We start from the raw sequence: 25510 nt of genomic DNA, 5'->3' as shown, positions 1-25510 counted from the left end.
TCGGCATCGGTATCGGGATCGAATTAGAATCCTTGACGCACAAACAGTATCGATTCCGATTCCGATTCCGATACCGATTCCGATACCGATACCGATTCCGACACCGAAAAAGAAGATTTGGACTAGAAATGACATTATTCAAAGAAGATACCCCTCCGGAAAAGGGTCATCGGGATCCAGGACGAATTCGTGCAGCCCGGTAAGGTGCGCGCTGCCGGTGAAGCGCACGGTGACCGCAGGATACTCCCCCACCGTTGTCTGTTCATGGATACACGCCGTGAACGCGGTCCGCAGCGGGCCGTGGTTCACGTACTCCGCGTCGTCCGTGAGCAGCCCCTTGTGGAACAGCAAAGTCAGTTTGGCCGTAGTCCCGGTGCCGCAGGGCGAGCGGTCCAGGTGGCTTTCGCCGTAAACCACGAAACCGTGCCCTTCGCGGCACCCAGTGTGCCGGTAAAACTCGGTCACGTCCACGGTGGCGACGTCCGGGCGCAGGGGGTGATGGACGCGGATTTGATCGTTGGCCAGCCGGATGACTTCCATGCCCAATTCGATGATCCGGCGCGGGGAGGCCGTGTCGATCTCCAGCCCCGGCTGATCCAGGTCCACCATGGCGAAGAAGCCGCCGACGCAGACCAGATCGACGCGCAGTCGTTCCAGACCGAAGAGCCGGGACGGGACGTCCAGGAACACGTTTTCGGCGAACACGAAGGCCGGGACCGAGGTCAGGGTCACGCTGGACACGCGGGACGTGTCCGTTGGGTCCAGTCGGGCCTCGACGTGCAGGGGACCTGAGGGCGTGTCCACGACGAGGGTCAGGGCAAGCGGATCTTCGGGGGCCGGCTGAATCCGAGTGTTGTCCGGGCCACTGCCAGGACCAAGCAGCCCCAGTTCCAGCATGGAGGTCACCGCGCCGATGGTGGCGTGGCCGCAGAGGTGGGGGTAGCGGCAGGCGTCCATGTAGATCAGGCCGAAGGCCGCGCCCGGCGAGACCGGCTCGGTCAGGGCCGCGGCCACCATGTCCCGGTGGCCGCGCGGCTCCCGGGTCAGGCGCAGCCGGAGGGGGTCCAGGTTATCCTGAAACCAGCGCCGCTTTTCAGCCATGGACCGTCCCGGGATTGGACCTGTTCCGGAGACGATCAGGCGGGTGGCCTCGCCGCAGGTATGGGAGTCCACGGTCTGGACGCGGCGAGGGTGCCTGGCGAAGAAGACTCGGGCGACGTCTTCGGCTCGCAAGGGCAGGTTCATGAACCGATAGAGGGGGAAGACGCGGGAAGCAGGCCGCAGTGGTCCGGGGGAATGTGCACGTCCACTTTACGGCCGATTTTCATGGGCTGCTGGTCGCCCAGGGTGACCACGTGCAACTCCAGACCGTTCTTCAGCTCCACGAAGTAGCTGACTTCGCCGCCCATGTAGCTGCGGTCCTTGATCTTCCCGGAAAAGTGGTTCGGCTGGTCCATGGCCTCGTCGTCCCCGGCCGGAACGATGTTCGGCTTTTGGGCTCGGATCACCAGTTCCACCCGGCTCTGGTCGGCCCAATCGCGACCGTTCTTGACCAGAAAGAGCGTCCCGTCGTCCAGGCGGACTTTATACAAGCCGTCTTCCCGGCCCAGGACCGTTGCCGGGAAAAAGGTGGACGTGCCCAGAAAGTCGGCCACGGTCCGGTTCACGGGATGGTTGTAGACCTCTTCCGGCGGGCCTTCCTGCTGCAAGACCCCGTCGTGCATGACCACGATCTTGTCCGACATGCTCAGAGCCTCGCGCTGGTCATGGGTCACGAAAATGGTGGTCACGCCGATCATCTGCTGGAGATTGTCGATCTCCCGGCGCATTTCCTCGCGCAAATTCTCGTCCAGGGCGGAAAGGGGCTCGTCCATGAGCAGGACGTCCGGCTCGATGACAATGGCCCTGGCCAGGGCGATGCGCTGCTGCTGACCCCCGGAGAGCTGGGCCGGATGGCGCTTTTCCACGTCCGGCAGGCGGACCAGTTCCAGGGCCTGACGGACCTTTTCCCGAATTTCGTCCTTGGGCACGCTTCGATACTTCAGGCCAAAGGCCACGTTGTCGAAAATGGTCTTGTGCGGAAACAGGGCGTAGTTCTGGAAGATCATGCCCAGGTTGCGCCTGTGGATGGGCACCTCGTTGACCCGTCGGCCCTTGATGAAGATGTCTCCGCTGGTGGGATGCTCCAAACCGGCGATCATCCGCAAAATAGTGGTCTTGCCGCACCCCGAGGGCCCGAGCAGCGTCACCAGGGAGCCTTGCTCGATGTTCAGATCAATGGGTTTTACGGCCTGAACCTTGCCGAAATGTTTGGAAAGGCCTTTGAGTTGAACAGCGTATTCTGGGGTGGTCGTCACGGTGGTCGCCTGTTGGGGTTGTGGTTAGGTGGAAGTGTAGGGTCGAACCCGCAGGTTCGACCCTACCGAATCCGTTAGCTCGTCGCTCGAATGCGATCCCAGCGCTCGGCCCATTCCATCTGGTTGCCGTTCCAGTACAGCGGATCGGCGAAGAGGTAACCGTCCAGTTTGCCGGTGGGGTCGAAGGCCGGCAGCTTTTGGATGCTCTCCGGCAGGTCCACCTTGGTGGGATCCAGGCTGGGCGGATACATCTGGCCTTCGGCCACGGCAATGGAGGCTTCCGGGGCGAGCATGAAGTCCAGCAGCTGCTGGGCCACGTCCAGGTCCGTGCCCTTCATCACGAAAATGCATTCCTGCCAGGAATAGCAGTTCTTCGGCGCCAGGAAGCCGATGGGATAGCCGTCGTTTTGCAGGTGGGCGATGCGCCCGGACCAGGCCACGGTGGCGTAGATTTCCTCGCCGGCCAACAGGCTCATCAGTTCCGCGCCCGAGCCCCAGTACTTCTTGACCATGGGCACCTGGGCGCGCAGGGCGTCCCAGACCGCGTTCATGTCCTGGATGTCGTTGGGGTTCTGTCCGGTATGCAGGGCCGCGTACCAGATGTTCGTCCGCCAGTCGCCCCAGCTGCCCAGATTGCCGCGCACGCTTTCGTCCCAGAGCAGGGAAGCGCCCAGTTCCTCGGCCTTATCCTTGGAAATGTACTTGGTATTGTAGGCGATGCCGGTCTGGCCCAGGTTGTAGGGCACGGCGGACAGAGCCTCCGGGGTGAGCTTGCGGTAGGGCGTGATCATGGATTCCATGACCAGGGCCAGATTCGGGATCTTGGACTCGTCCAGGGCGGAGTTGAACTCCAGCCCCACGTAGCGGGCATAGTCGAACACGCCGCTTAAGTGGGCCAGGTTGAACTCGCCGCCAGGGGGAAAGGAGGCGATGACCCGGGTCAGGTAGGTGTCCATGTCCCCGAACTCGCCGTCGATCACGCGCACGCCCGTGGCCTGGCTAAAGGGCTCGAAGGCATAGCGGCGGAATGCCTGGGAGGTGGTTCCGCCCCAGCCGTCGAAGCGGATGCTGCCTTGGGCCAGGGCCTGGCGCGCCAGACCGAACGGCCCGCCCACCAATCCCGCGGCCACGCCGGCCACGGCGCAGTACTTGACGAAGTCCCGCCGGGACAGATCCCCGGACACGTACCGTTCACGAACGTCATTGAGTTGTTTCTGCATGGTTCCCTCCAGGGGTTATGGGTTCGTGGTTCAATTCTTCGAAAATCTTCGGATGCAATACCCGGCCAAAAGCGGGGTCATGATCGTGAACACGATCATCACCGTGCCCAGGGCGTTGATTTCCGGACTGATGGAATGGCGGAGCATGCCGAAGATACGCACGGGCACGGTCTGGTGCTCCGCCGTGGCCCAGAACAGGGTGGCCGTGATGTCGTCGAAGGAAATGGTGAAGGAGAAGAGCATTCCGGCCAGGACCGCAGGCATGAGCAACGGAAGCGTGACCTCCCTGAAGGTCTGGAACGGGCTTGCGCCCAAGGACAAGGCGGCTTCCTCGTAAACCCGCTTGATGCTCACCATCCGGGCCTGCACGATGAGCAGCACGTAGGGCAGGGTCAGGATCACGTGTCCGGCCAGGAGCAGGGCGAAGCTCTTGGGTTGTTGCAGCCAGCGGATAAACAGTAGCAAGGCCACGCCCAGGACCACTTCCGGGATCATGATCGGCGCGAGCAGCAGGGTGTTCAGGGTGTTCTTGCCCCTGAAGCTGTAGCGGACAAAGGCCATGGCCGCGGGCACGGCGATGGCCGAGGCGATCAACGCGGTGAGGGTGCCCAGGACGAGGGAATTCTTGAAAGCCCGCAAAATGGCCTCGTTCTGGGCCAGCTGGACATACCACTTCAGGCTGAAGCCCTGCATCGGGAAACTGGCGAACTGCTGCGGGTTGAAGGAGAGGACGATCACCACCACGATGGGCAAAAACATGAACAGGTACACCAGGATGGTGTACAGTCGGATCAGGGACCAGCCGGAAAAGGGAAGTTTCATGGCCTTAGCTCTTGAACGCCTTGAACAGCGTATTGATGCCCAGATAGCGGTTGTAGGTCCAGACGATGCATCCCAGAAGCAGCAGCAGGATCACGCTGATGGCCGATCCGAAGGGCCAATCAAGGGTGCCGATGACCCGGTTGAAGATCAGGTTGGCGATCATTTCGTTGCCAGGTCCGCCCAGGATCATCGGCGGCAGGTAAGTGCCCGCGGTAAGCACGAAGACCAGCAGACATCCGGCGCTGACTCCGGGCAGACTCAGCGGCAAAGTGACCTCCCTGAAGGCCTGCCACTCGTTGCAGCCCATGCTCCGGGCCGCTTCCAGCAGATTTTTGTCGATGGCCTCCAGGCTGACGTAGATGTTCAGGATCATGAACGGCAACAAATACTGGATCAGCCCCATGAGCACGGCCGCTTCGTTGTACAGCAGGGAGAGCGGTTCAGTGATGATCCCGAAGCGCATCAGGGTATAGTTCAAAAATCCGTTGGCCCCGAGGATGTTGATCCAGCTCATGGTTCGGATGATGAAGCTGATCCAGAACGGGACCATGATCAGCAGGATCAGGGCCTGGCGGTAGCGGGATTTGCTGCGGTAGAAAAAATAGGCCGGGATGTAGCCCATGACCAGGCACAAAAGGACGCAGATCACCGAGACCCGCAGGGTGCGGAAGAGGATGGTCGGATAGAACAGGTCTTCGAAAAAGCGGGCATAGTTGCCGAACTGAAATGCCGGGATGGCCGCCCCGGTGGGCGCGCGCAGCCAGAAGCTGTAGACCACGACGAAGAGCACCGGGACGACCAGCAGGAAGAAGATGGCGGTCAGGGACGGCGAAAGCAACAGCCATGGCCGCCAGCGGCTTTCTTTCATGTTTTCGGGTTCCGGGTGAAGGGTTGGGAAAGGTCCTCACGCAAAGCAAGGTGCCAGACGTTCATGGACTCCAATCCTCCGCCGATGTGCGTGTTGTTGGGCAGGGTTCCGCCGAAGACGTATCCGGCTCGGGCAAAGGTGACGTTCATGGCGTAGGATTCGGCACGGGCGATGGTGTACAAGGTGCTCAGCCCCAGGTCCCGCATCCGTTCGGTCATGTGCGCCAGGAGGATTCCGGCCAGTTTTCGGCCCCGGAATTCAGGCAGGGTGGCGAAGTCGGTCATTTCCGCTGACCCGGTTTCCGGGTCCACCTCCGCGGAGGCCAGGGCCGCCAGCCGGTCCTGGATCAGGACGCCGTAGAAGCGCGTGGTCCCGGTCATGGAGTTGCGCAGATAGGCTGGATCAAAGATCGGAAAGGGATAGGAGTCGAACACGGCGCGGTAGACCTTGGCCATGTCCTCGGCCTGGTCCGGCCCCAAGGGCACGATGCGTGCGTCCCGAGGCAGGGAAGGAGACGAGGCCGGACGGGACGCGGAAGCCGCGGAGGTTCCGGCCTGGGCCGCCTTATTCCGGGCAACCGACAGGACGTCGCGCAATGCATGGGGATTGGCCGGTTCTCTGCGCCAGTCCGCGAAATACCGGCCCATGAACACGCCGGCCTCGCGGCCGTTATACAGCCCGGGAACCACGGCCTCGGCCGCGTATCCGGCCTTGGTGAACCGGGCCGCCGCGCCTTCGGGCACCTTGGCGAAGATCTTGGTGTATCCGTGCGCGCGCGCCAGTTTTTCCAGGGTGGGCACGATGGTCGGTTCCTCGGGCGGGGCCAGATGCATCAGGTAGGCCCTGGCATTCAACGGCCCGTGCTGGACCAGGGAAGCGCCGATGCGCTCCAGCTTGTCCGCGGAAGGCCTGAAATCTCCGCTGGAAGCGGTGCTAGGCAACATTGTTGCGACGCTCCATTCTGGCATTGTCGCTGGGGGTCAGGCTGCACGTGTCGTCCCAATCCGACAGGAGCTTCTCGATGCCCACGCACTGCTCCACGGCGTCGTCTTCCTTGAGCTGGAGATTGCAGGCATCGCACTTGCGGTCGCAAAACCGGGCCTCGTAGCTTTCCGGCTCGGCGTAGGTGGTGATCACGCCCTCGAAGTTGCGCAGCACGACCTTGTTCGCACCCCAGGAAACCACGTAGTTGGGCATGATCGGGATCTTTCCGCCGCCTCCCGGGGCGTCCACAACGTAGGTGGGTACGGAGAAGCCGCTGGTATGACCGCGCAGGCTTTCGATAATCTCGATGCCCTTGCCCACCGGGGTCCGAAAATGCTCCAATCCCTCGGACAGGTCGCACTGGTAAAGGTAGTAGGGCCGTACCCGGTTCTTGACCAGCTTCTGGTTCAGGGTGCGGATCAGGCGGTGGCAGTCGTTGACCCCGGCCAGCAGCACGGACTGGTTGCCCAGGGGGATTCCGGCGTCGGCCAGGCGGGCCAGAGCGGCCTTGGACGTGGACGTGATTTCCCGGGGATGATTGAAATGGGTGTTCAGCCACAACGGGTGATGCGTTTTGAGCATCCGCACTAGGTCGTCGGTGATCCGGTAGGGCAGGACCACGGGCATCCGGGTGCCGATGCGCACCACCTCCACATGGTCGATGGTCCGCAATTCGCCCAGAATCCAGTCCAGGCGCTCGTCGGAGAGCATCAGCGGGTCCCCGCCGGAAAGCAGCACGTCCCGGACCTGGGGGGTCTTGCGGATGTAGTCCAGCCCTTGGAGCAGTTCCCGCTTTCCGGCCATGGCCTCGGTGTCCTGGTCCCCCACCTTGCGTTTGCGGGTGCAGTGGCGGCAGTACATGGAGCAGACGTTGCTGATGTGGAAGAGCACCCGGTCAGGGTAACGGTGGGTGATCCCCGGGGCAGGACTGTCCTCGTCTTCGTGCAGGGGGTCGCTCATGTCGTTGCGTCCGACCATCAGTTCCTTGGGCGATGGAAAGGCCTGCAGGAAGACCGGGTCTTCGGCGTAGTCCTCGGGATCGATCAAGGAGAGATAGTAGGGCGTGACGGACATGGGGAACTTGTCCGTGGTCCGGGCGAAGGCCTTGCGTTGCAAGTCCGGAAAGCGGACCCCGAGCAGGCGTTCAAAGGTATCCAGGTCTCGAATGGAATTACGGACATGCCATTTCCAATCGGTCCATTGGGATTTCCAATCCGTCGTTTTTTCAAGATTCTGGCTGTCCGGATCGGCTTTGAGTACCCGCGGTTTGAGCTGGATCGCTGCCTTGGCCTTCCGGGCCGCCAGGTCGGTGGTCATCTTCTTGGCGACGCTGCGTTGCCGCCCGCTTAACTGAAACATTCTCCTCCCTGGTTATACATTCAGAGGACGGGGCTGTCCGTCCCTCTTTACCAGCATGGGACTAAAACAGGCTTGGGGGCCGGAGGCAAGGGGGGAGAATGGGCATTTTTCGGGTATGCGCGTCTACCCGATGTGAAAGGACAGCAACCACCGACAAAGCGAGTGACTTGCAATGCCTCTGCGTCACCACGCTTCTTTCTTCCAATCAATCCCCAGCTTGCGCATCCGGTGTTGGAGCGTGGAGCGGGGGAGGCCGAGCAGGGCGGCGGCGCCTTTGGGGCCGGAGACCACGCCGCGGGTTCGGCGCAGGGTTTCCAGGATATGTTGGCGCTCCAGGTCCTCCAGCCGTGGCGGACCATCTGACGTGGAGCGAGCAGGCTTCGATGTCGTCCGGGCCGAATCGTGTTCGAAAGCGGCTTCTCCGGGGGCGGGCTGGAGGCTTTCCAGCTTCTGAATGTCGTCACCCTCTTTGTTCAGGACCTCGCGGATGTCATCGGTGGTCAATTCTCCGGAAATACAGTTCTTGAGCAGGATCTTGCTCAGGACGTTGCGCAGTTCGCGGATATTGCCCGGCCAGTGGTGGTCGAGCAGGCGGTTCGTCATCTCCGAAGTCAAGCGCGGCTTGGGCAGTCCGTGCTGGGGGCAAAGCTGATTGATGAAAAAGTTGGCCAGCACCGGGATGTCCTCCGGGCGTTCACGCAACGGAGGAAGTTCCAGCGTGCACGCCGAGAGCCGATAATAGAAATCCCGGCGCAGTTTGCCCTGGGCCATGGCCTGCTGGACGTCCACGTTGGTCGCGGTCACCAGGCGCGCGTCCACGGACAGCGACACGCTTTCCCCCACCCGTTCGAAGCACTGCTCATCCAGAACATGCAGGAGCTTGCTCTGCATCTCCTGGCTCAATTCCGCGATTTCATCCAGAAACAGGGTCCCGTCGTGGGCCAGCTCGATCCGACCGATTCGTTTGGTGGACGCTCCGGTGAACGCTCCCTTGGCATGCCCGAAAATCTCGCTTTCAAACAGGCTCGTGGACAGGGCCGGGCAGTTGACCCGGACGAAATTCTGCGTGGCGCGCTTGCCGACAGCATGGATGTACCGGGCCAGATGGGTTTTTCCGGTCCCGGTTTCACCCAGCAACAACACCGGGATGTCCAGTCGGGCGACCTTGTTCACCATGGCCATGAATCGCCGCATCTTTGGACTCTCGAAAATGAAGGTCTCATTGGCTTCGGGAAGCGCACAGGACAATTGCAAGGAACTTGGCGCTCCTCCCTGTTCCAGGTGTTCCAAGGCCAGCAGAGCCCCCAGGCAGACGGCCACATATGGGCTGAGTTCCAGAAACAACTCCATGATTCCGTAAAGATTGTCCGGCTTGCGCACAAACGAGCAGTGCAGGGTGCCGACGATCTCATCGTTAAGGATCAAGGGAAAAGCCATGGTCGTGGTCAGTCCGGCCTCGGCCATGGGGTGCAGCACGGATTCGGCGAAATGCTGGGCAATGTCCGTGATCACCACCGGCTTGCGCGTGGCGATGACGTGTCCGGCCACGGTGTTCTGCTCGGCTTTGCGCACCGGAGACAGGGAGCTGACCACCGTGCCCTCGGCCGCGGAAAAATAACTGAGCATCTCGCTGTTGGGGTCGTAAAGGTTGATGCACAGGCGGTCGAAGGCGAACTGCTGTTGGAGCAGGCGGGAGAGGGATTGAAAAAAGGTCGACCGGGACGTGGCCCGGGAGAGTTCCATGACCAGTTCCTTGCTCAAGATGTGGGAAACGACCAGACGCTGGGTTTTGCTTTTCTGCATGCTGCCTCTTTACTGCACTGTGGTGGATCATCCTGAAGTGGTGCCCATGTGTACCGGAAAGTGGGCGACAATGTCCATATGTGGGCATAAAAAGAAAAGAATTGTTGTGTTGGCAACTATTTTAATTTCATTATATCAATTTGTTAAGTTGAAATATACAAAATGGTTCAACTTGGAATGGTCTTTGCTCTACTGCTTTCGTGAATGCATGCGACGTGGACGCCCGGAGTCCAGTGCGCTTATCACGGAAATAAACCATTTCATCAGACAAAGGAGAGTATCATGCAGATTGGATTCATCGGTGCCGGCCTTATGGGGGGCCCCCTGGCCAGGAACCTGATTCGCGCCGGGAAGGACGTCCTGGTGTATGACCTGAGCGCGGAAGCCGTTCAGCGGACCCTGGATGCCGGGACCACGGGAAAGGCCGCCAAGGCTCTTCCCGATTTGGCGGGCTGCGATGCGGTCTTCTCCAGTCTGCCCCTGCCCCAACACGTCACGGGCGTAATGCTCGGAGACGGCGGCCTGTACGCCAAGATGAAAAAAGGGGCCACGCACATTGAGCTTTCCACCATCGACCCCGGCACATCCAACGAGTTGAAGGCCGCGGCTGAGAAGCTCGGCCTGGGATACATCCAGTGCACCCTGGGCAAGACTCCGGCCCATGCCGAAAAGGCCGAGGAGCCCATGTTCATCGGCGGAGACAAGATCTTGGTGGACAAACTGGGCGACATTTTCAAGATCATCGGCATTCCCAACTACGTGGGCTCCGTTGACGCGGCCTGCGCCGTGAAGCTGATTTCCAACATGATCGGGATGACCAACCTGGCCGTTTTGGCCGAAGGCATCCGGGTCGGGGACAAGGCCGGACTGGACCGCAAGCTGTTGCTGGAACTGCTTACGGACACCGGGGCGCGCAGCTTTCAGATGGACGTTCGCGGCCCGTGGATCGCCAATGACGACTACGCGCCGCGCTTCGGCCTGGATCTGGCCCTGAAGGACGTTCGTCTCGGCCTGGAAATGGCCCGGGCCTGGGGCCTGGATCCGAAGGCCATGGAAGCGGCCCTGGAATACTACAAGGAGGCCAGCGCCGCGGGATTCGGCAAAGAGGACTGCAACGCGGTGATCAAGGCCGTCGGCAAGTAGGGCCCTGCTCCGCTCCTGTCTCGTGTTGACAATGGCGAAATCCTTGATCGGCACGTGCTGATCCGGTGAAAAGGCATACCAACCCCCAACCGAAGGAGAGACGGAATGAAACGAGTGCTTCTGACCATCGTGTCCCTGGCCCTGTTGTTTGGCGCATTCCCCGCGTCCGCGGCCGACTATCCGAGCATGACCATCCGGGCGGCCACGGCCAACCCTGACGGCAGCCTGCATGTGACGGCCATCAACAAATTCAAGGAAATCGTGGAGGCCGAGTCCGACGGCAAGATCCGCGTCCAAACCTTTTACGGCGGCTCCATGGGCGACGAGCAGGCCAACGTCCGCCAGCTGCGCACCCAGGAAATCCACCTGGCCGTGCTGGCCGTGGGCAACCTGACGCCCTTCGCGCCCCAGGCCAACATCTACTACCTGCCCTACATGTTTCCGGGCATCGACACGGCCTACACCCTGCTCAGCGACGAGGCCTTCAACGCCAAGATGGCCGACAAGATCGCCCAGCAGAGCGGCACCCGGCCCTTGTCCTGGCTGATCGGCGGCTACCGGCACCTGACCAATTCCGTCCGGCCCGTAACCACCATCGGTGACCTTCAGGGCTTGAAGATTCGCACCCCCCCGGTGGAAATCCAGATGGAGAGCTTCCGCTCCTGGGGCGTGGAACCGCACCCCCTGGCCTGGACCGAGACGTTCAACGCCTTGCAGCAGGGAGTCATCGACGGTCAGGAAAATCCCCATGCCGTGAACCGGGACCAGAAGTTCTGGGAAGTCCAGAAGTACATCACTCAGTTGCACTATCTGCTTTGGGTGGGCCCGATGCTGGTCAGCGAGCCCTGGTTTCAGCGTCTGGATCAACCCGTGAAAGACCTGATCACCAAGGCCGCCACTGAGGCGGCTCGCTATGAGTGGGAATGGGCCGCGGAACAGGACCAGATCGCGTTGCAGGCGTGCCTGGATAACGGCATGGAATTCCATGAGTTGGAAGACGAGGACGTTTGGATGGAGCGCGCCCGTGGTTTGTGGCCCAAGTTCCATGAACAGGTGGGTGGCGAGGAAGTGATCAACGAGGCCCTGGCGGTCATGGCCGACTAATTCAAAAAAAACGTTGAACAAGGAGGCAGGCGGCCATGTTTTTGAAAAGCCTACGTTATGTCTATGACAATTTCGAGGAAGTATTCTGCGCACTAAGCGTGGGGACCATGGTCGCCTGTCTGATGATTCAGGTCGGGGTGCGCTGGGCCACCGGCTCCGGCATGGCCTGGACAGAGGAACTCAGCCGGTATTCTTTTTTGTGGACCGTATTTGTCGGCGCGGCTTTGGTGGCCAAGCACGGAACCCATGTGCGGATTACGGCCCAGTACCTGCTCATGCCCCTGAAAGTCCGTCTGGGGTTTCGGATGTTCACGGACCTGCTCTGGGTCTGTTTCAACCTTTATATTGCCTGGCTGAGCTGGAACGTGATCCAGAGCAATCTGCTGTTTCCGGAACTTTCGCCGGTCCTGGGCATCGTCCGGGCCTACGTGGAAATGATCATTCCCTTCGGCTTCGTACTGATGAGCTGGAGAATCGTCGAAGGGTACATCCGGCGATGGCTGCAAGGTACGCTTCTGCAACTCGTGGAACAGGTTCAATAAGGACCAAGGAGGAGACGACATGGAAATCAGTGTCTTGGCAATGGTCCTCCTGTCCCTGGGAGCCATGTTCCTGCTGGGCATGCCCGTGTTCATGAGCCTGGCCGTGGCCTCGGCCGTGGCCCTGGTTTACGGCGGCTATCTGCCCATGTCCGTAATTCACAACTCTATTTTTGACGGCCTGAATATTTTCCCCCTGCTGGCCATTCCCTGCTTCGTGATCGCCGGAACCTTGATGGAGTACGGCAACATCACCAACCAGATTGTCAACGTTGTCAAGCAACTGGTGGGCCGGATGCACGGCGGCCTGGGCGTGACCACGATCTTGGCCTGCACCTTTTTCGCGGCCATATCCGGGTCCGGCCCGGGCACCGTGGCCGCGGTGGGCACCATCCTGGTCCCGGCCATGATCCGTACCGGGTACAGCAAGGACTACGCCGCATCCGTGGCATCCTCGGGAGGAACCATCGGCCTGTTGATCCCGCCCAGCAATCCGATGATCATCTACGCCATTCTGGGCAACGTCTCGGTCACGGCCATGTTCACCGCGGGCTTTCTGCCCGGGTTCATCGTCGGTTTCTCCATGTGCATGACCGCCTGGCTGGTGGCCCGACAGAAAGGATTCGGCTTAAGTGAAGAAATCGAGCCTTTTTGTATGGGCAATTTTCTACGCTGCTGCCTGAAAAGCTTTTTCTCCCTGATTACGCCGGTGATCATCCTGGGTTCCATCTACACCGGCCTAGCCACGCCGGTGGAAGCTTCCGTACTGGCCATTGCCTGGGCCCTGTTCGTCGGATTCGTGATCAACCGCGCTTTGACGCTCTCCGGGGTCTACAAATCCCTGCTGGAAGGCTCGTTGATCTGCGGCGCGGTACTGCTCATCGTGGGCACTTCCACCCTGTTCGGACGCATCCTGACCTTCGAAGAGGCGCCGCAGCGTCTTGCCGCATTGGTCCTGGGGGTTTCCGAGGATCCGTTCATGGTGCTGATGATGATAGTCGGCGTGCTGGTCATTCTGGGCATGTTCATGGAAACCCTGTCCACGATCATCATCCTCGTGCCGGTACTCATGCCCATGATCCACATGCTGGGCATCGATCCGATTCACTTCGGCGTGGTCCTCGTGCTGACCAACCAGGTGGCCCTGTCCACGCCGCCGCTCGGGGTGAACCTCTTTGTGGCCTCGCGAATAGCCAATGTTTCGGTGGAGCGGATAGCGGTGGGAGTGCTGCCGTATCTGGTGGCTCTGTTCGCCTGTATTTTGTTGATCTCCTTTTTCCCGAAAATCTCCACCATTTTGCCCGAAATCTTCCTGGGGTACGTCGCCCGCTAACATTGCGCGGCGCATAGGAAACGAAAAAAACACTCAAGGAGTCCGCACATGCCGTTTGGTTACAATGGGAAAATTCTTATCGTGGATCTGACCAATCAAACCTGGTCCGTGGATGAACACGACGAGGCTTGGTACCGCACCTACTGGGGCGGCGGAGCCCTGGCCTCCTGGTACATGCTCAAGCATATTCCGCCCAAAGCCGATCCCCTGGGTCCGGACAACGTCCTGGTCTTTGCCGCTTCCGTGCTTTGCGGCTCCGGCCTGTCGGGTTTCAACCGCTACACCGTCGCGGCCATGAATCCCTTGACCAACGGTTTCGGTGAATCCGAGGCAGCGGGGTATTTCGGACCGGAACTGAAGCATGCCGGATTTGACGCCGTGGTCTTCACCGGCAAGGCCCCCAAGCCGGTTTATTTGTGGATCAACAAGGGCCAGGTGGAGCTGCGGGACGCCGCTGGGATCTGGGGGCTGGAAAACGCTCCGGCCCTGGACGCCATCCGTGAGGAGCTCCAAGAAGCATCGGAAGGCAAGAAGGTCCGCATCGCTTCCATCGGGCCGGCCGGGGAAAATATGGTCCGTCTGGCCTGCGTGATCAACGAGCTGGCCCATGCCAACGGCCGCTGCGGCATGGGCGCGGTGATGGGCTCAAAAAATCTGAAGGCCGTGGTTGTTCGCGGGGATGCGGAAAGCATGACCCTGGCCGATCCGGAGGCCCTCAAGGAGCTGAACAAATGGCACCGGGCGCGCATCGGCGAGCACATGCCCTCGGTGAACATGCGCAAGTTCGGCACGGTTCAGCACCTGATGGCCCAGCAGAATTCCGGCATTCTGCCCACCCGTAACTGGAAGGACTGTCAGTTCGAGGATGCGGCCAAGCTGGGCTGGGACGGCTACGAGAAGATCCAGGACGGGACGCACACCTGCTACAAATGCTCCGTGGCCTGCAAGCGCAAGGTGAATAACACATCGGAGAAGCGCTACGGAGGTCCGGAGTACGAAACCTTGGCCGCCTTGGGCTCCATGTGCGGCGTGGGCGACCTGGACGCGGTCTGCAAGGGTCATGAGCGCTGCAACGCCCTGGGGCTGGACTCCGTGGGCACCGGCGCGGTGGTGGCCATGGCCATGGAACTGGCGGAGAAGGGCATCCTTACCGCCGAAGATCTGGGCGGCAGAGCGATTACCTTTGGCGACGGCCCCGGCATGCTGGAGTTGGTGGAGAAGATCGCGGCCCGTGACGGCATTGGCGACACTTTGGCCGAAGGCGTCAAGCGTGCGGCCCAGCGCATCGGCAAGGGCGCGGAGGAATACGCCTTCCACGTCAAGGGCCAGGAACCGGCTTTTCACGACCCCCGGGGCAAGACCGGCGTGGGCCTGGGCTTTGCCCTGTCCCCCACGGGCGCGGACCATATCGAGGCTCCCCATGAAGTGCCCTTTCAGGGCGAGGGAGTGAAGCTGGTCAACCCGCTGGGCATCTTCGTCGCGCCTCAGGCCCTGGATAACGGGCCGGACAAGGTCCGCTACTTCATTGCCGGGGAAAAGACCTGGGCCATGAACAACACCCTGGGCCTGTGCAATTTCGTGGTCGCCCCCCTGTTTTCCATGACCTACGACAAGCTGGGCGAGGCCGTGGAGGCCATCACCGGCTGGCGCACCAGCCTGCATGAACTGATGCTGGTGGCTGAGCGCTCCATTGTCCTGGCCCGGATGTTCAATGTCCGCGAGGGCATGACCAGCAAGGACGACAAGCTCTTCCGGCGGATGTTCGAGCCGCTGCCCGACGGCGTGCTCAAGGGCCGGACCATTGACCCGGATTCCTTCCAGCAGGCCGTGGATCTCTACTATGCCATGATGGGCTGGGACGAGAACGGCGTTCCGAACAAGGGGACGCTGTACAGGCTGAGTTTGGATTGGCTGGTGTGAGGGGAGAGAGTTCATGCGTTAGTATTCAGGAGCCGGAATTCAGGAGCCAGAAGGCGCGGGGGCGTACGAAGTGCGCCCTCGCGAAGGGAAAAAAATGATGGGCGATACGGGTCAAGGAACAGGACGAGCCGGGGAGGCGGAGGTGACGGTCAGGGTGCGGCTGGAGTCCATTCTGGCGGAACATGCACCGGCGAATCCGGAAGCGTATCCAGTTCCGGAGAACTGCACCCTGGCGGAGCTGATTCAGTTGTTGGGACTGCGTGAGGATCAGGTGATGTTCGCCTTTGTCAACGGTCACATGGCCACATTGCAAACCAGACTTCCGGACAAGGCTTCGGTTTCGCTTTGCCCGTTCATTTGCGGCGGATGAGATCATGGAAATTCTGCTCAAGTATGGAAAAGGAACCAGAATGCTTCGCCTGCCGGACCGGGTCGAGGTGGTGGTGATGACGCCCAGGGATCTGCCGGTCATCGGGGATTTGTCCGGAGCCCTGCATGAAGCCTTGGACGCCCCAATGGACGCCCTGCCCCTGGAGCAACGGTCCATGCCCTCAAGTGTGGCCATAGCCGTTCCGGATGAGACCCGGCCCGCGCCGTTGAAACGACTGCTTCCGGTGCTGCTCAAGCGCATTTTCCGGGCGTGGCCGGAGCTGCGTCCGGAGAAGGTTGCCGTGGTGGTGGGCGGCGGGCTGCATCCGGCCCCGGACGCGGCCCAGATGGCCCGCATCCTGCCGGATGACCTGCACGGCTGCGCCGTCGTGGCCCACGATGCCCTGACCTCGCCCATGACCTCCTTCGGGACGACCTCACGGGGGACGCCGGTGGAGGTCAACGCGGCCATCGGCGAGGCGGATCTGAAGATCGTGGTGGGCATGGTGGATCCGCACCAGTTCCAGGGCATGACCGGCGGCTCCAAGGGCATCACCATCGGCTGCGCATCCAAGGCCATGATCGAGCGCAACCATTCCCTGATGGCCGATCCCGCGGCCCGGGTCGGGAACATCGCGGACAATCCGACCCGGTTGGATTTGAACGAGGCCGGGCGGATGATCGACATTGATTTGGCCGTGAACGTCTGCCTGAATCCGGGCAAACAGGCCGTGGGCTTGTTCGTGGGCGAGCCGGAGGCCGCGCTGCGGGCCGGAGCCGCGGTTACGGAGCAGGTTTACGGCCTGCCTTTGGACCGGCCCTTTGAGATGGTCATCGCCTCCTGTGGCGGAGATCCCAAGGATATCTGTCTGTATCAGGCCCAGAAAGGATTGAACATGGCTTCCCAGTGCGCGGAAGAGGGCGGAAAAATCCTGCTTCTGGCGGCCTGCGGCCAAGGGGTGGGTGATCCGCACTACGAGAACTATGTCCGGCGGTTTTCGTGTCCGGTGGAACAGATGCGGGAGTTCGCGGAGCAGGGGTTTCGGATGGGCGCGCACAAAGCGTTTCTGTTCAGCCGGACCCTGACCAGGTTCACCGTGGTGGTGGATTCGGAAATGGATGCCCGATCCCTGGCCCAGTGCCATCTGACCAAGGGAGATGCACAAGCCACCCTGGACGCATGGCTGGCGACGTACCCAGAGAACGGACGTCCGCGTATCGCCGTGGTGCCCAACGCCAATACCACCTATTTCTATCGGCCCACGGAAGGGCGGAGGTGATCTTATGACCCAGCCCTCGGCGCAAACCCATCTTACTGACAGCGAGATTCTGGAGCGTGCTCGTGAGTCCGGTCGAACGATTCGCCAGGAGGTGTTGCTGGCCCTGGAGCACGGCGAAATGCCCCTGCGCTACCAGCGCAACGGCCAGTGCCTGAGTCCTTCGGATCAGGCCATCCTGGCCCGGGCGCACGTGGTTTTGGTCGGATGCGGCGGACTTGGCGGGCACGTCCTGGAGTCCTTGGTCCGGACCGGAGTGGGCCGGATCACGGCCTGCGATCCGGACGTCTTTGAACCGAGCAACGCCAACCGCCAGCTCTTGGCCACCACGCGAACCATGGGCCGTTCCAAGGCCCAGGCGGCCCAGGCCCGGGCCGGTGAGATCAATCCCCTGGTCGAAGTGACGGCCGTGGCCGAGGAAGTGATCCTGGATCGGCTGCACGGGGCTCAGGTCGTGGCCGATTGTCTGGGAGGAGCGTTGCATCGCCGCGGCCTGCAAACCATGGCCGCCCAGGCCGGAATCCCCCTGGTTTCCGCAGCTGTCTCCGGCTGGAACGTGCTGGTGGGCAGCGCGTGGCCCGGAGAGCCGGGGCTGGGCGAGTTCATGAGCAACGGTGCCGGGCCTTCGGCGGAACAGCTTCAGGGCAATCCCTGCTCCACGGTGGCCCTGGCCGCATCTCTGCAAGCCACGGAGTTGATTCACATCCTGCTCGGGATTCCCTCCGCCTTGCGCGGGAACCTGCTGATGGTCGACCTGGTTGAGATGCGATTCTCTACGGTCAGTCTGCACACGCGGGACGGTTGATATTTCGTAACTGCTCAAAAACTTGTGGCGAGCTTGGCCTGGATGCCCGCCTGCGCGGGCATGATGAGCTTGGCAAAACGTGTCTCTCCAAGTCATTCCCGCGCAGGCGGGAATCCAGGGAGCAAGGGAACTTTCATATTATGCCCGGCTTTTTTGAGCAGTTACGATATTTCCTTGGTCAAGCCCGGGATCTGACCAAGGGCGTCGCTCGACGACGCGGCCTCACCGGAGAGAGTGGGGCGTTGGAACATTATGGTAAGGTTTGGGCCGGATGGCCGGCAAGGGGGCAGGATGGAGGTCCTGCTCAGGGTAATTACGTATCAACCACTTGAAGGAGGCCAGTATGGCTATTGATTATCTTGTGCACGAGGCCGCAGACGGCGTGGGCGTCGTTGTGGTGGAGGGAGTGAAGGCCGGTCAGGAGATTACCGGCTGGGTGATGAAGGAAGACCAGACCGTCAAGACAACGGTCCTCAACGACATCCCCATTGGTCACAAGCTGGCCCTGAAGGATTTCGCCGCGGGCGACACGGTCATCAAGTACAACACGGATATCGGAAAAGTGGTCGCGCCCATCAAGAAAGGCGAACATGCCCACGTTCACAACATCAAAACCAAAAGGTGGTAAGTCATGGAGACCAAGTTTCTCGGATATCGTCGTGAAAACGGCCGCGTGGGAGTGCGCAACCATGTGATCATCCTGCCCCTGGACGACCTGTCCAACTCGGCCTGCGAGGCCGTGGGCAACAATGTCAAGGGCACGCTGGCCCTACCCCACGCCTATGGACGGTTGCAGTTCGGCGAGGATCTGGAGCTGCATTTCCGCACCCTGATCGGCACCGGCTCCAACCCCAACGTGGCCGCCGTGGTGGTCATCGGCATCGAGCCCCAGTGGACCAACCGGGTTGTGGAAGGCATTGCCAAGACCGGCAAACCCGTGACCGGGTTCGCCATTGAGCAGAACGGGGATTTCAACACCATCTGCGCCGCGTCCCGCAAGGCCATGGAATACGTGCAGTGGGCCAGCGAAATCCAGCGCACCGAGTGCGACGTGAAGGAACTGTGGATCTCCACCAAGTGCGGTGAGTCCGACACCACATCCGGTATCGCCACCAATCCCACCGTGGGCAATGCCTACGATAAACTCTACGAGCAAGGATCGACCCTGCTCTTCGGTGAGACCACGGAGCTGACCGGCGGTGAGCACCTGGTGCTGGAGCGCTGCGTCAATGACGAGGTGCGCAAACAGTTCCAGTTCTACTTCGACCGCTACGCCAAAGTCGTGGACGACAACAAGACCAGCGATCTGTCCGACTCCCAGCCCACCAAGGGCAACATCGAGGGCGGCCTGACCACCATCGAGGAAAAGGCCCTGGGCAACATCCAGAAGATCGGGACCAAGGCCCCGGTGGTCGGCTGCCTGGACAAGGCCGAAACGCCCACCGGCCCCGGCCTCTGGTTCATGGACTCCTCCTCTGCGGCCGCGGAAATGGTCACCCTGTGCGCCGCCGCCGGCTTCGTGGTCCATCACTTCCCCACGGGCCAGGGCAACATCATCGGCAACCCGATCCTCCCGGTGATCAAGCTCTGCGCCAACCCCCGGACCCTGCGGACCATGAGCGAACACTTCGACGTGGACGTGTCCGGCCTGGTGCGCCGGGAGATCAACCTGGATCAGGCCGGCGACAAACTCATTGACATGACCCTGCGCACGGCCAACGGCCGCCTGACCGCCGCCGAAGCCCTGGGACACCGGGAATTCATCTTCACCCGGCTGTACGAGAGCGCATAGTTCGTTGTCGCTGCCTTCGCCCAGAATCGCTTCTGTTCCTGGGCAGTAACCGCACTAGGCGGAACATGCCACAAGGGAGGGTCTCCCTCCCTTGTGGCACATCAAGTAAGAGATATTTAAAAAGATCGACCCCATTGCAACTTTGTCGGCATGTTGGCAGAATACGCCAACATTTTTCGGGAGGTTGCCATGCCAACACGGAATGTCGTCCTGACAGACCATCAAACTCAATTCGTGGAACAGCTCGTCACGTCGGGCCGCTATCAAAACGCCAGCGAGGTGCTGCGGGAAGGACTGCGCTTGGTTGAACGGCGTGAACAGGAACAAGGTTTGCGTCTGCAAGCTTTGCGTGAAGCCGTTGCTGTCGGTATTGCCGATATTGAATCCGGGCTGTTTACCTCCTTTTCATCCGCGGACGATTTACAGGCTCACTTTGCCGAGCTGTTTGCGCATGCTGAAAAGTCCTGCTGATGCCGTCCTGGACAATACGACTTGCCCGGAAGGCAGAGCAGGACGTTGCCGAAATTTTCGCCTGGACTGCCGAGCACTTTGGCCTGGGCCAAGCCCAGATTTAGCCCCCTCATGCCGCTTTGCAATCTCACCCAATGCCTGAACGCCCTCCCCTCGAAAGCGGCAGTGGGCTGTTTCAGCGTCTCCAACCTGGAAAGCCTGCTGGCCGTGGTGGCTGCGGCGGAGGCGGAGGGCAAGCCCGCCGTCGTTTCCTTGGATGAGAGTGATCTGGGGGACGGGAAACTCGGTCCTCTGGCCCAAGCCGCCTTGTTCGTGGCCCGGAGAGCGGACGTGCCCATGACCGTGCATCTGAACCACGGGCGGTCTTTGGCCGGAATCCGCGAAGCCCTGGAACTGGGGCTGCCGTCGGTGATGTTCGACGGTTCCGGTCTGGCCCTGGAAGAAAATATCCGCCTGACCCGTGAAGCTTGTGAACTGGCCCATGAAGCCGGGGCCGAGATCGAAGGCGAATACGGCCCGCTCCTCGTCCAATTCAAGGATATGGATCCAGTGCTGGATTTTCTGGAGCGGACCGGAGTCGACTTCCTGGCCTTTTCGGTCCCCAAGGGGCTGCCTCATTCCGAATATGCCGAGCGCATCGCCCTGCTGGCCGAACTGACCGTCAGGACATCCGTCCCCCTGGTGCTGCACGGGGCCAGCCGCTTGCCGGTTCCCGTGTTGCAACAAGCCCTGCGGCACGGGGTGCGCAAGATCAACGTGCATACGGAAATCCTGCGCGCCCTGGCTCGGGGGATTCAGCAGGGACAGCGCCGGGAGAGCGCGGAGAATCCCCTGGTTTGGCTGGAAGCGGCCGCTGAGGAAGTCCAAAGCGTGGTGCGCGAGCGTATCCGGTTCTATTCCGGAATTGTGTCGTCCACCCTTTGATTTCTCTTGTACTCGTTCCACTAACCCAAGCCATCCGAGCAAGAGTTGACGAAGCTTCCACGCTTTATGTGGTGATTGCCGTCGACAGCCACTCAATCGGCTTGGTATTTGAAGCGGGCGAGGTGCTGTATGCGGTGGAAGTCAAGGCCGCCAGCCGTCCCGACGCCAGGGACGTCAGAAACCTGAATGAGTTTTCCTCGCCCAAGGGATTGAAAGTCCTACGTGTCCTGTTCTACACGGGTGAAGACTATGCCACTGTGGACAACGTCGACTTGATTCCCGTCGCGGCTTTGTTCAGGGGGCGATAGCCGTAGGGGCGACCGGCCGGTCGCCCCTACACCAAGCGGATGACGGAAAGAAGGCGTTGCGATTTGTCAACCAATACTGAGCCATCCCCGTACTTCCCAGGATGATTCCGCTTTTCTCCTTTACCAACAACCCTCCCAGCCCCATGCTCGACGCCCTGTTACACGCCAAGATGATCTTTCTGAGCATCGTCTTTGAATCCTTTCCCTTCATTCTCCTGGGAGCGTTGTTTTCCTCCCTGGTGCTGGTACTCATTCCGGAACATTTTTTCCGGCGTTGGCTGCCGGAGAATCCCTGGTTGTCCCTGCTCCCGGCGGTACTGCTCAGCGCCCTGTTTCCCATCTGCGAGTGCGCCATTATTCCGGTGATCCGCAGCCTGGTGCGCAAGGGCATGCCGTTGGCCGCCGGGGCGGTCTTCCTGGTGGCCGCGCCGGTGCTCAACCCGGTGGTGGCGGCGTCCACCTTGTTCGCTTTTGGCCTGAACCCGGACGTGCTTATCCTGCGGCTGGCCCTGTCGGCCGTGGCGGCCCTGCTTGTCGGCTCGGTGGTCTGCCTGCTGCGCGGTAGATTGGAGAAGGACTTCCCCCGTGAACTGCCCATGGACCACGGCCATGCGCCCAAGAGTCTGCGGCGGGCCGCGACGTGGCATGAGATCGCCCGGCACACCTCGTCCGAATTTTTCACCGTGGGCTGCTATTTCATCTTCGGTGCGCTGATCGCCTCCCTGTTCCAGACCTTTCTGCACCAGGCCGTGCTTCTGGACATCGGTTCCGCGCCGTGGTCCTCCACCGTGGTGATGATGATCCTGGCCTACCTCTTGTCCCTGTGCTCAGCGGCGGACGCCTTCGTGGCGGCATCCTTCGGCGCGGCCTTCACCCTGCCCTCGCTGCTGGCCTTTCTGGTCTTCGGCCCCATGCTGGATCTCAAAAACACGGCGATGCTCGTGGGCTATTTCCCGGCCCGGTTCGTGGCCGTGTTCATTCTCAGTGGAACCCTGACCGTTTTTCTTTTGGTGATGGGCTTGCATTTTCTGGGCGTCCAGTGAGATATTACCAAGCATGACCACCGTGAAACGCCGCTCCCGTGATGCCGGCCCAGACCGCGACCATGAACGGCATGGGCTTTCTTTTGAGGTGTTCCAAGTCTTGTTGCTTTTGGGCTTGGCCGCCCTGCAAGCCGTTTTGTTGTTCAGCGGGGCCATCCATCTCTACCAGGCCCCGAAAATGCAACCATTCGTGATTTTTTCCACCGCGGCGTTCCTGGTGATGGCTTTGCACGGTCTTTGGGTTTTGCTGGTTCCAAAGGCCGGGGCTGACGCCCGGTGCGGTTGCAGCCACGACCATGAACCGTCCCCGGTCGGCAAGATCGCCATGGCGGTCTTGTTCGGACTGGTCCTGATTACTGGCTTTTTTTTGCCGCATCAGATTCTGGACAGCAGGGTGGCTGAAAAGAAAGGCATTGCGCTGAGCCGTTCACCGGCTCCGAGCGTCTTTGGTCCGGAACGGATTCCCGGCCTGCCTCCGGAAAACCATCTGTTCTTCCAGGAGGAAACGCCCTGGGACAGTGGACAGGCCATGGATTACGAGCCGACGGGAACGGACCTGGAAGAAGAACAGGCTCTGCTCCGAGAAGAACTGGGCATCTGGTATGACCGCGAAATCTACCAGGAACTGACCGAGGATCTCCTGGCCCGGGAAACCTTGCGCGTCACCGATGAAGACTTCCTGGACGCCATGCTGATCATCTCCGCTTACCTGGATCGCTTCCAGGGCCGAGCGGTGGTATTTACCGGGTTTGTGTACCACGACGGGACCATGGCGGAAAACGAACTGGCCGTGGCCCGGATCTCCATTACCTGCTGTCTGGCCGACGCCACGGTCTACGGCCTGCTGGTCCAAGCGGAGCAGCCGCTTCCGCCCAATGATTCCTGGGTCCGGGTTCATGGGCGGATCGGCGCGACGCGGTTCATGGAAGAGGACATCCCGATGATTCTGGCCGACCGCCTGGAAATCATCCCGGCCCCGGACCAGCCCTACGTCTATCCCCGCCTCTATTCCAGCTACGTTTTCGAGGACGGAAGCTGACGATTATGTTCCGCATTCGTCGCGTTCAGGACGCTACGTGGCCGGGCGACGCCCGGGTCATCGCCCAGGTCCAGGAAATTCTGCGCGAGCAGTTTCCGTTGCTTGGGCCCGAGGACGTGGCCAAATTGCCGGAGCAATTACTCAATCCGCTGAAATTTCGTTTCCGGACCATCCTTTTCGCCGCGGAGGGATCGGACAATCGACTGAAGGGCTTTGCCCTGTTCATGCACGCCCCGGATCTGCGCTTCGGGTACCTGGATTTCATGTCCGCGGCCACCATGCAGACCGGAGCGGGCGTGGGCGGGGCGCTGTACGCCAGGGTCCGGGAAGAGGCCAAAGCCTTGGAGTTGACGGGAGTGTTCTTCGAGTGCCTGCCCGATGATCCGGCCTTGTGCGCCGATCCGGCCATCGTGCGCCAGAACAAAGCCCGATTGCGTTTTTACGAACGCTTCGGGGCCAGGCCCATCGTGGGCACGGCTTATGAGACGCCCCTCAAACCCGAGGACACCTGTCCGCCGTATCTGGTGGTCGACCTCCTGGGCCGGAATAAGCCATTGCGCCGCCGGGACGCGCGAAAGATTGTCCAGGCCATCCTGGAGCGCAAATACGCCGCAAGCTGTCCGCCGGGATACGTGGACATGGTCGTGGCATCTTTCGAGGACGATCCGGTGCGCATCCGCGATCCGCGATACGTCGCGGCGGATGTGGATCGGCCAGCATCACCGACGTGGCCGGAAGGGGCCGTGCTGCAGCAGGACAAAAGCATCGCCCTGGTGGTCAACGATCGGCACGACATCCATCACGTCCATGAACGGGGATACGTGGAAGCGCCGGTGCGTATCGATTCTATTCTCAAGAAAATCGAACCTTCGGGACTGTTTCAGCGCATCAACGTCCGGCACTTCGGCGAGGAGCACATCCTGGCCGTCCACGACCGGAAACTGGTGGAGTATTTGAAACGGGCCTCGGCGCGGCTCAAGCCGGGCGAGTCGGTCTACCCCTACGTTTTTCCGATCCGCAACCAGGCCAAACCGCCCAAGGAGCTGCCGGTTCGGGCCGGATATTTCTGCATCGACACCTTCACGCCCATCAACCGTAACGCCTTTCTGGCGGCTAAACGGGCCGTGGATTGCGCCCTGACGGCGGCCCAGGCCCTGCGCGAGGGCTACCGCGCCGCCTACGCCCTGGTGCGGCCTCCGGGACACCATGCGGAGCGTCGTGTTTTCGGAGGGTTCTGCTACTTCAACTCAGCCGCTGCGGCCGCTCAGAGCCTGAGCCGACACGGTCGGGTGGCGGTGCTGGACATCGACTACCATCACGGCAACGGCACCCAGGACATCTTCTACCATCGCCCGGACGTGCTCACCGTTTCCCTGCACGGACACCCCCGCTTCGCCTACCCGTATTTCAGCGGATATGAAGAGGAAAAAGGAGCAGGACCGGGCGTCGGCTTCAATCTGAACTTTGCCCTGCCGGAAAGGCTCGGCGGCGAGGAGTACCGCGAGGCCCTTTCCGCGGCTCTGCGTCGGATCAGCAAGTTCGCCCCCCGGACCTTGGTGATCGCCTTTGGACTGGATCCGGCCAAGGGCGATCCCACCGGGACCTGGGGGCTGACGGCCAGGGATTTCGAGCGCAACGGCCGGATGGTCGGCGAACTGCGCCTGCCGACCCTGGTGGTCCAGGAGGGCGGCTACCGCATCCGCTCCCTTGGAACCAACGCCAGGCACTTTTTCGTCGGCTTGGCCGCCGGGCTCTTCAGTCGCTAGGCGGACTCCTTTCCTCTTTGCCGCGAATCGTGACCAGCTCTTGACATCCGCTGAAAAAAGTCTCAATGGCTCAGCCGCAATTCCACTTACCCAACCACTAAGGTAGCTTCGGCCATGCCTGTCAACCCCGCTCAGCTCCGCATCACTGCCCAACCCACCGGGCATCACCATCACTCCGTGATGATTCTGATATTCTCGCAGTCAGGCGACCACCACGTCCGCTCGAACAAGATCATCAACGACCTTTCCTCCCCCTAGACATCC

25 protein-coding genes are annotated in these 25510 nt (G+C 61.2%); 17 read left to right on the top strand and 8 right to left on the bottom strand.

Annotated features, from left to right (window positions below; genetic code table 11):
* Positions 1-138: 138 nt before the first annotated feature.
* The 8 genes from DESLA_RS0113065 to DESLA_RS0113030 form a co-directional block, all read right to left on the bottom strand.
* Entirely contained in the window at positions 139-1233 is a 1095-nt protein-coding gene (locus DESLA_RS0113065; RefSeq protein WP_211239056.1) for a proline racemase family protein, read from the bottom strand.
* Positions 1234-1241: 8 nt separating this feature from the next.
* Positions 1242-2357, bottom strand: coding sequence for an ABC transporter ATP-binding protein (locus tag DESLA_RS20435; RefSeq protein WP_035261815.1), 1116 nt, complete (start codon positions 2355-2357; stop codon positions 1242-1244).
* A 74-nt stretch (positions 2358-2431) separates the two neighbouring features.
* Positions 2432-3577 (bottom strand): extracellular solute-binding protein, encoded by a 1146-nt coding sequence (locus tag DESLA_RS0113055; RefSeq protein ID WP_035261813.1) that lies wholly within the window; start codon positions 3575-3577, stop codon positions 2432-2434.
* Between the two features lie 30 nt (positions 3578-3607).
* A complete protein-coding gene (locus DESLA_RS0113050) occupies positions 3608-4399 on the bottom strand; it encodes an ABC transporter permease (RefSeq protein ID WP_028572799.1) in 792 nt (263 codons plus the stop codon).
* A 4-nt stretch (positions 4400-4403) separates the two neighbouring features.
* Positions 4404-5267, bottom strand: a complete 864-nt coding sequence (locus DESLA_RS0113045; RefSeq protein WP_028572798.1) for an ABC transporter permease — start codon at positions 5265-5267, stop codon at positions 4404-4406.
* A complete protein-coding gene (gene ablB, locus DESLA_RS20430; RefSeq protein WP_051434669.1) occupies positions 5264-6211 on the bottom strand; it encodes a putative beta-lysine N-acetyltransferase in 948 nt (315 codons plus the stop codon). The genes DESLA_RS0113045 and ablB overlap by 4 nt, the downstream gene beginning before the upstream one ends.
* The gene (gene kamA / locus DESLA_RS0113035; RefSeq protein ID WP_028572797.1) at positions 6201-7610 is read right to left on the bottom strand and encodes a lysine 2,3-aminomutase; all 1410 of its coding nucleotides are present in this window, start codon (positions 7608-7610) and stop codon (positions 6201-6203) included. The genes ablB and kamA overlap by 11 nt, the downstream gene beginning before the upstream one ends.
* A 183-nt stretch (positions 7611-7793) precedes the next feature.
* Entirely contained in the window at positions 7794-9413 is a 1620-nt protein-coding gene (locus DESLA_RS0113030; protein WP_028572796.1) for a sigma-54-dependent Fis family transcriptional regulator, read from the bottom strand.
* Between the two features lie 282 nt (positions 9414-9695).
* On the opposite strand from DESLA_RS0113030, the gene DESLA_RS0113025 reads away from it, so the two are divergent.
* From DESLA_RS0113025 to DESLA_RS22965, 17 genes are all read left to right on the top strand, one after another.
* Positions 9696-10556: an NAD(P)-dependent oxidoreductase gene (locus DESLA_RS0113025; protein ID WP_028572795.1), complete on the top strand. Its 861-nt coding sequence runs from the start codon at positions 9696-9698 to the stop codon at positions 10554-10556.
* A 105-nt stretch (positions 10557-10661) separates the two neighbouring features.
* Positions 10662-11660 (top strand): TRAP transporter substrate-binding protein, encoded by a 999-nt coding sequence (locus DESLA_RS0113020; protein WP_028572794.1) that lies wholly within the window; start codon positions 10662-10664, stop codon positions 11658-11660.
* Between the two features lie 35 nt (positions 11661-11695).
* Positions 11696-12202 (top strand): TRAP transporter small permease, encoded by a 507-nt coding sequence (locus DESLA_RS0113015; protein WP_028572793.1) that lies wholly within the window; start codon positions 11696-11698, stop codon positions 12200-12202.
* Between the two features lie 19 nt (positions 12203-12221).
* On the top strand, positions 12222-13532 hold the full coding sequence (locus tag DESLA_RS0113010; RefSeq protein ID WP_211239055.1) for a TRAP transporter large permease: 1311 nt from the start codon (positions 12222-12224) through the stop codon (positions 13530-13532).
* Positions 13533-13580: 48 nt separating this feature from the next.
* Complete coding sequence (locus DESLA_RS0113005; protein WP_028572791.1) at positions 13581-15452, top strand: aldehyde ferredoxin oxidoreductase family protein; 1872 nt, start codon at positions 13581-13583, stop codon at positions 15450-15452.
* A gap of 94 nt (positions 15453-15546) precedes the next feature.
* The gene (locus DESLA_RS0113000; RefSeq protein ID WP_051434668.1) at positions 15547-15822 is read left to right on the top strand and encodes a MoaD/ThiS family protein; all 276 of its coding nucleotides are present in this window, start codon (positions 15547-15549) and stop codon (positions 15820-15822) included.
* A 4-nt stretch (positions 15823-15826) separates the two neighbouring features.
* Positions 15827-17101, top strand: a complete 1275-nt coding sequence (gene larAH5, locus DESLA_RS0112995; protein WP_028572789.1) for a nickel-dependent malate racemase, LarAH5 family — start codon at positions 15827-15829, stop codon at positions 17099-17101.
* Positions 17102-17105: 4 nt separating this feature from the next.
* Positions 17106-17903, top strand: a complete 798-nt coding sequence (locus DESLA_RS0112990; protein WP_028572788.1) for a HesA/MoeB/ThiF family protein — start codon at positions 17106-17108, stop codon at positions 17901-17903.
* 343 nt (positions 17904-18246) lie between these two features.
* Entirely contained in the window at positions 18247-18531 is a 285-nt protein-coding gene (locus DESLA_RS0112985) for a UxaA family hydrolase (protein ID WP_028572787.1), read from the top strand.
* Positions 18532-18534: 3 nt separating this feature from the next.
* The gene (locus tag DESLA_RS0112980) at positions 18535-19695 is read left to right on the top strand and encodes a UxaA family hydrolase (protein WP_028572786.1); all 1161 of its coding nucleotides are present in this window, start codon (positions 18535-18537) and stop codon (positions 19693-19695) included.
* Between the two features lie 189 nt (positions 19696-19884).
* Positions 19885-20166, top strand: a complete 282-nt coding sequence (locus DESLA_RS0112975; RefSeq protein ID WP_028572785.1) for a type II toxin-antitoxin system ParD family antitoxin — start codon at positions 19885-19887, stop codon at positions 20164-20166.
* A gap of 111 nt (positions 20167-20277) precedes the next feature.
* A complete protein-coding gene (locus DESLA_RS20425; RefSeq protein WP_156932962.1) occupies positions 20278-21090 on the top strand; it encodes a class II fructose-bisphosphate aldolase in 813 nt (270 codons plus the stop codon).
* Positions 21091-21158: 68 nt separating this feature from the next.
* Complete coding sequence (locus DESLA_RS0112965) at positions 21159-21398, top strand: hypothetical protein (RefSeq protein ID WP_156932961.1); 240 nt, start codon at positions 21159-21161, stop codon at positions 21396-21398.
* 101 nt (positions 21399-21499) lie between these two features.
* Positions 21500-22441 (top strand): permease, encoded by a 942-nt coding sequence (locus DESLA_RS20420; RefSeq protein ID WP_051434666.1) that lies wholly within the window; start codon positions 21500-21502, stop codon positions 22439-22441.
* Positions 22442-22454: 13 nt separating this feature from the next.
* Complete coding sequence (locus tag DESLA_RS0112955; RefSeq protein WP_028572783.1) at positions 22455-23480, top strand: TIGR03943 family putative permease subunit; 1026 nt, start codon at positions 22455-22457, stop codon at positions 23478-23480.
* A 5-nt stretch (positions 23481-23485) separates the two neighbouring features.
* Entirely contained in the window at positions 23486-25246 is a 1761-nt protein-coding gene (locus DESLA_RS0112950; protein ID WP_028572782.1) for a histone deacetylase family protein, read from the top strand.
* 114 nt (positions 25247-25360) lie between these two features.
* A complete protein-coding gene (locus tag DESLA_RS22965) occupies positions 25361-25504 on the top strand; it encodes a hypothetical protein (protein ID WP_156932960.1) in 144 nt (47 codons plus the stop codon).
* Positions 25505-25510 lie beyond the last annotated feature (6 nt).

The sequence above is a fragment of the Desulfonatronum lacustre DSM 10312 genome, assembly GCF_000519265.1.
GTDB lineage: Bacteria > Desulfobacterota > Desulfovibrionia > Desulfovibrionales > Desulfonatronaceae > Desulfonatronum > Desulfonatronum lacustre.
The sequence above is the reverse complement of the archived record's forward strand: the minus strand, read 5'-3'. Positions and strand labels throughout refer to the sequence as shown.

What these genes read in the sequence shown, in the direction of transcription:
- DESLA_RS0113055 (WP_035261813.1), bottom strand. Translation starts at nt 3,577, where the DNA reads ATGCAGAAACAACTCAATGACGTTCGTGAACGGTACGTGTCCGGGGAT.
- DESLA_RS20420 (WP_051434666.1), top strand. Translation starts at nt 21,500, where the DNA reads ATGATTCCGCTTTTCTCCTTTACCAACAACCCTCCCAGCCCCATGCTC.
- larAH5 (WP_028572789.1), top strand. Translation starts at nt 15,827, where the DNA reads ATGGAAATTCTGCTCAAGTATGGAAAAGGAACCAGAATGCTTCGCCTG.
- DESLA_RS0113020 (WP_028572794.1), top strand. Translation starts at nt 10,662, where the DNA reads ATGAAACGAGTGCTTCTGACCATCGTGTCCCTGGCCCTGTTGTTTGGC.
- DESLA_RS0112975 (WP_028572785.1), top strand. Translation starts at nt 19,885, where the DNA reads ATGCCAACACGGAATGTCGTCCTGACAGACCATCAAACTCAATTCGTG.
- DESLA_RS0112990 (WP_028572788.1), top strand. Translation starts at nt 17,106, where the DNA reads ATGACCCAGCCCTCGGCGCAAACCCATCTTACTGACAGCGAGATTCTG.
- DESLA_RS0112985 (WP_028572787.1), top strand. Translation starts at nt 18,247, where the DNA reads ATGGCTATTGATTATCTTGTGCACGAGGCCGCAGACGGCGTGGGCGTC.
- DESLA_RS0112950 (WP_028572782.1), top strand. Translation starts at nt 23,486, where the DNA reads ATGTTCCGCATTCGTCGCGTTCAGGACGCTACGTGGCCGGGCGACGCC.
- DESLA_RS0113050 (WP_028572799.1), bottom strand. Translation starts at nt 4,399, where the DNA reads ATGAAACTTCCCTTTTCCGGCTGGTCCCTGATCCGACTGTACACCATC.
- DESLA_RS0112955 (WP_028572783.1), top strand. Translation starts at nt 22,455, where the DNA reads ATGACCACCGTGAAACGCCGCTCCCGTGATGCCGGCCCAGACCGCGAC.
- DESLA_RS0113010 (WP_211239055.1), top strand. Translation starts at nt 12,222, where the DNA reads ATGGAAATCAGTGTCTTGGCAATGGTCCTCCTGTCCCTGGGAGCCATG.
- ablB (WP_051434669.1), bottom strand. Translation starts at nt 6,211, where the DNA reads ATGTTGCCTAGCACCGCTTCCAGCGGAGATTTCAGGCCTTCCGCGGAC.
- kamA (WP_028572797.1), bottom strand. Translation starts at nt 7,610, where the DNA reads ATGTTTCAGTTAAGCGGGCGGCAACGCAGCGTCGCCAAGAAGATGACC.
- DESLA_RS0113000 (WP_051434668.1), top strand. Translation starts at nt 15,547, where the DNA reads ATGATGGGCGATACGGGTCAAGGAACAGGACGAGCCGGGGAGGCGGAG.
- DESLA_RS0113015 (WP_028572793.1), top strand. Translation starts at nt 11,696, where the DNA reads ATGTTTTTGAAAAGCCTACGTTATGTCTATGACAATTTCGAGGAAGTA.
- DESLA_RS0113025 (WP_028572795.1), top strand. Translation starts at nt 9,696, where the DNA reads ATGCAGATTGGATTCATCGGTGCCGGCCTTATGGGGGGCCCCCTGGCC.
- DESLA_RS0113005 (WP_028572791.1), top strand. Translation starts at nt 13,581, where the DNA reads ATGCCGTTTGGTTACAATGGGAAAATTCTTATCGTGGATCTGACCAAT.
- DESLA_RS22965 (WP_156932960.1), top strand. Translation starts at nt 25,361, where the DNA reads ATGCCTGTCAACCCCGCTCAGCTCCGCATCACTGCCCAACCCACCGGG.
- DESLA_RS20425 (WP_156932962.1), top strand. Translation starts at nt 20,278, where the DNA reads ATGCCGCTTTGCAATCTCACCCAATGCCTGAACGCCCTCCCCTCGAAA.
- DESLA_RS0113030 (WP_028572796.1), bottom strand. Translation starts at nt 9,413, where the DNA reads ATGCAGAAAAGCAAAACCCAGCGTCTGGTCGTTTCCCACATCTTGAGC.
- DESLA_RS0113045 (WP_028572798.1), bottom strand. Translation starts at nt 5,267, where the DNA reads ATGAAAGAAAGCCGCTGGCGGCCATGGCTGTTGCTTTCGCCGTCCCTG.
- DESLA_RS0112980 (WP_028572786.1), top strand. Translation starts at nt 18,535, where the DNA reads ATGGAGACCAAGTTTCTCGGATATCGTCGTGAAAACGGCCGCGTGGGA.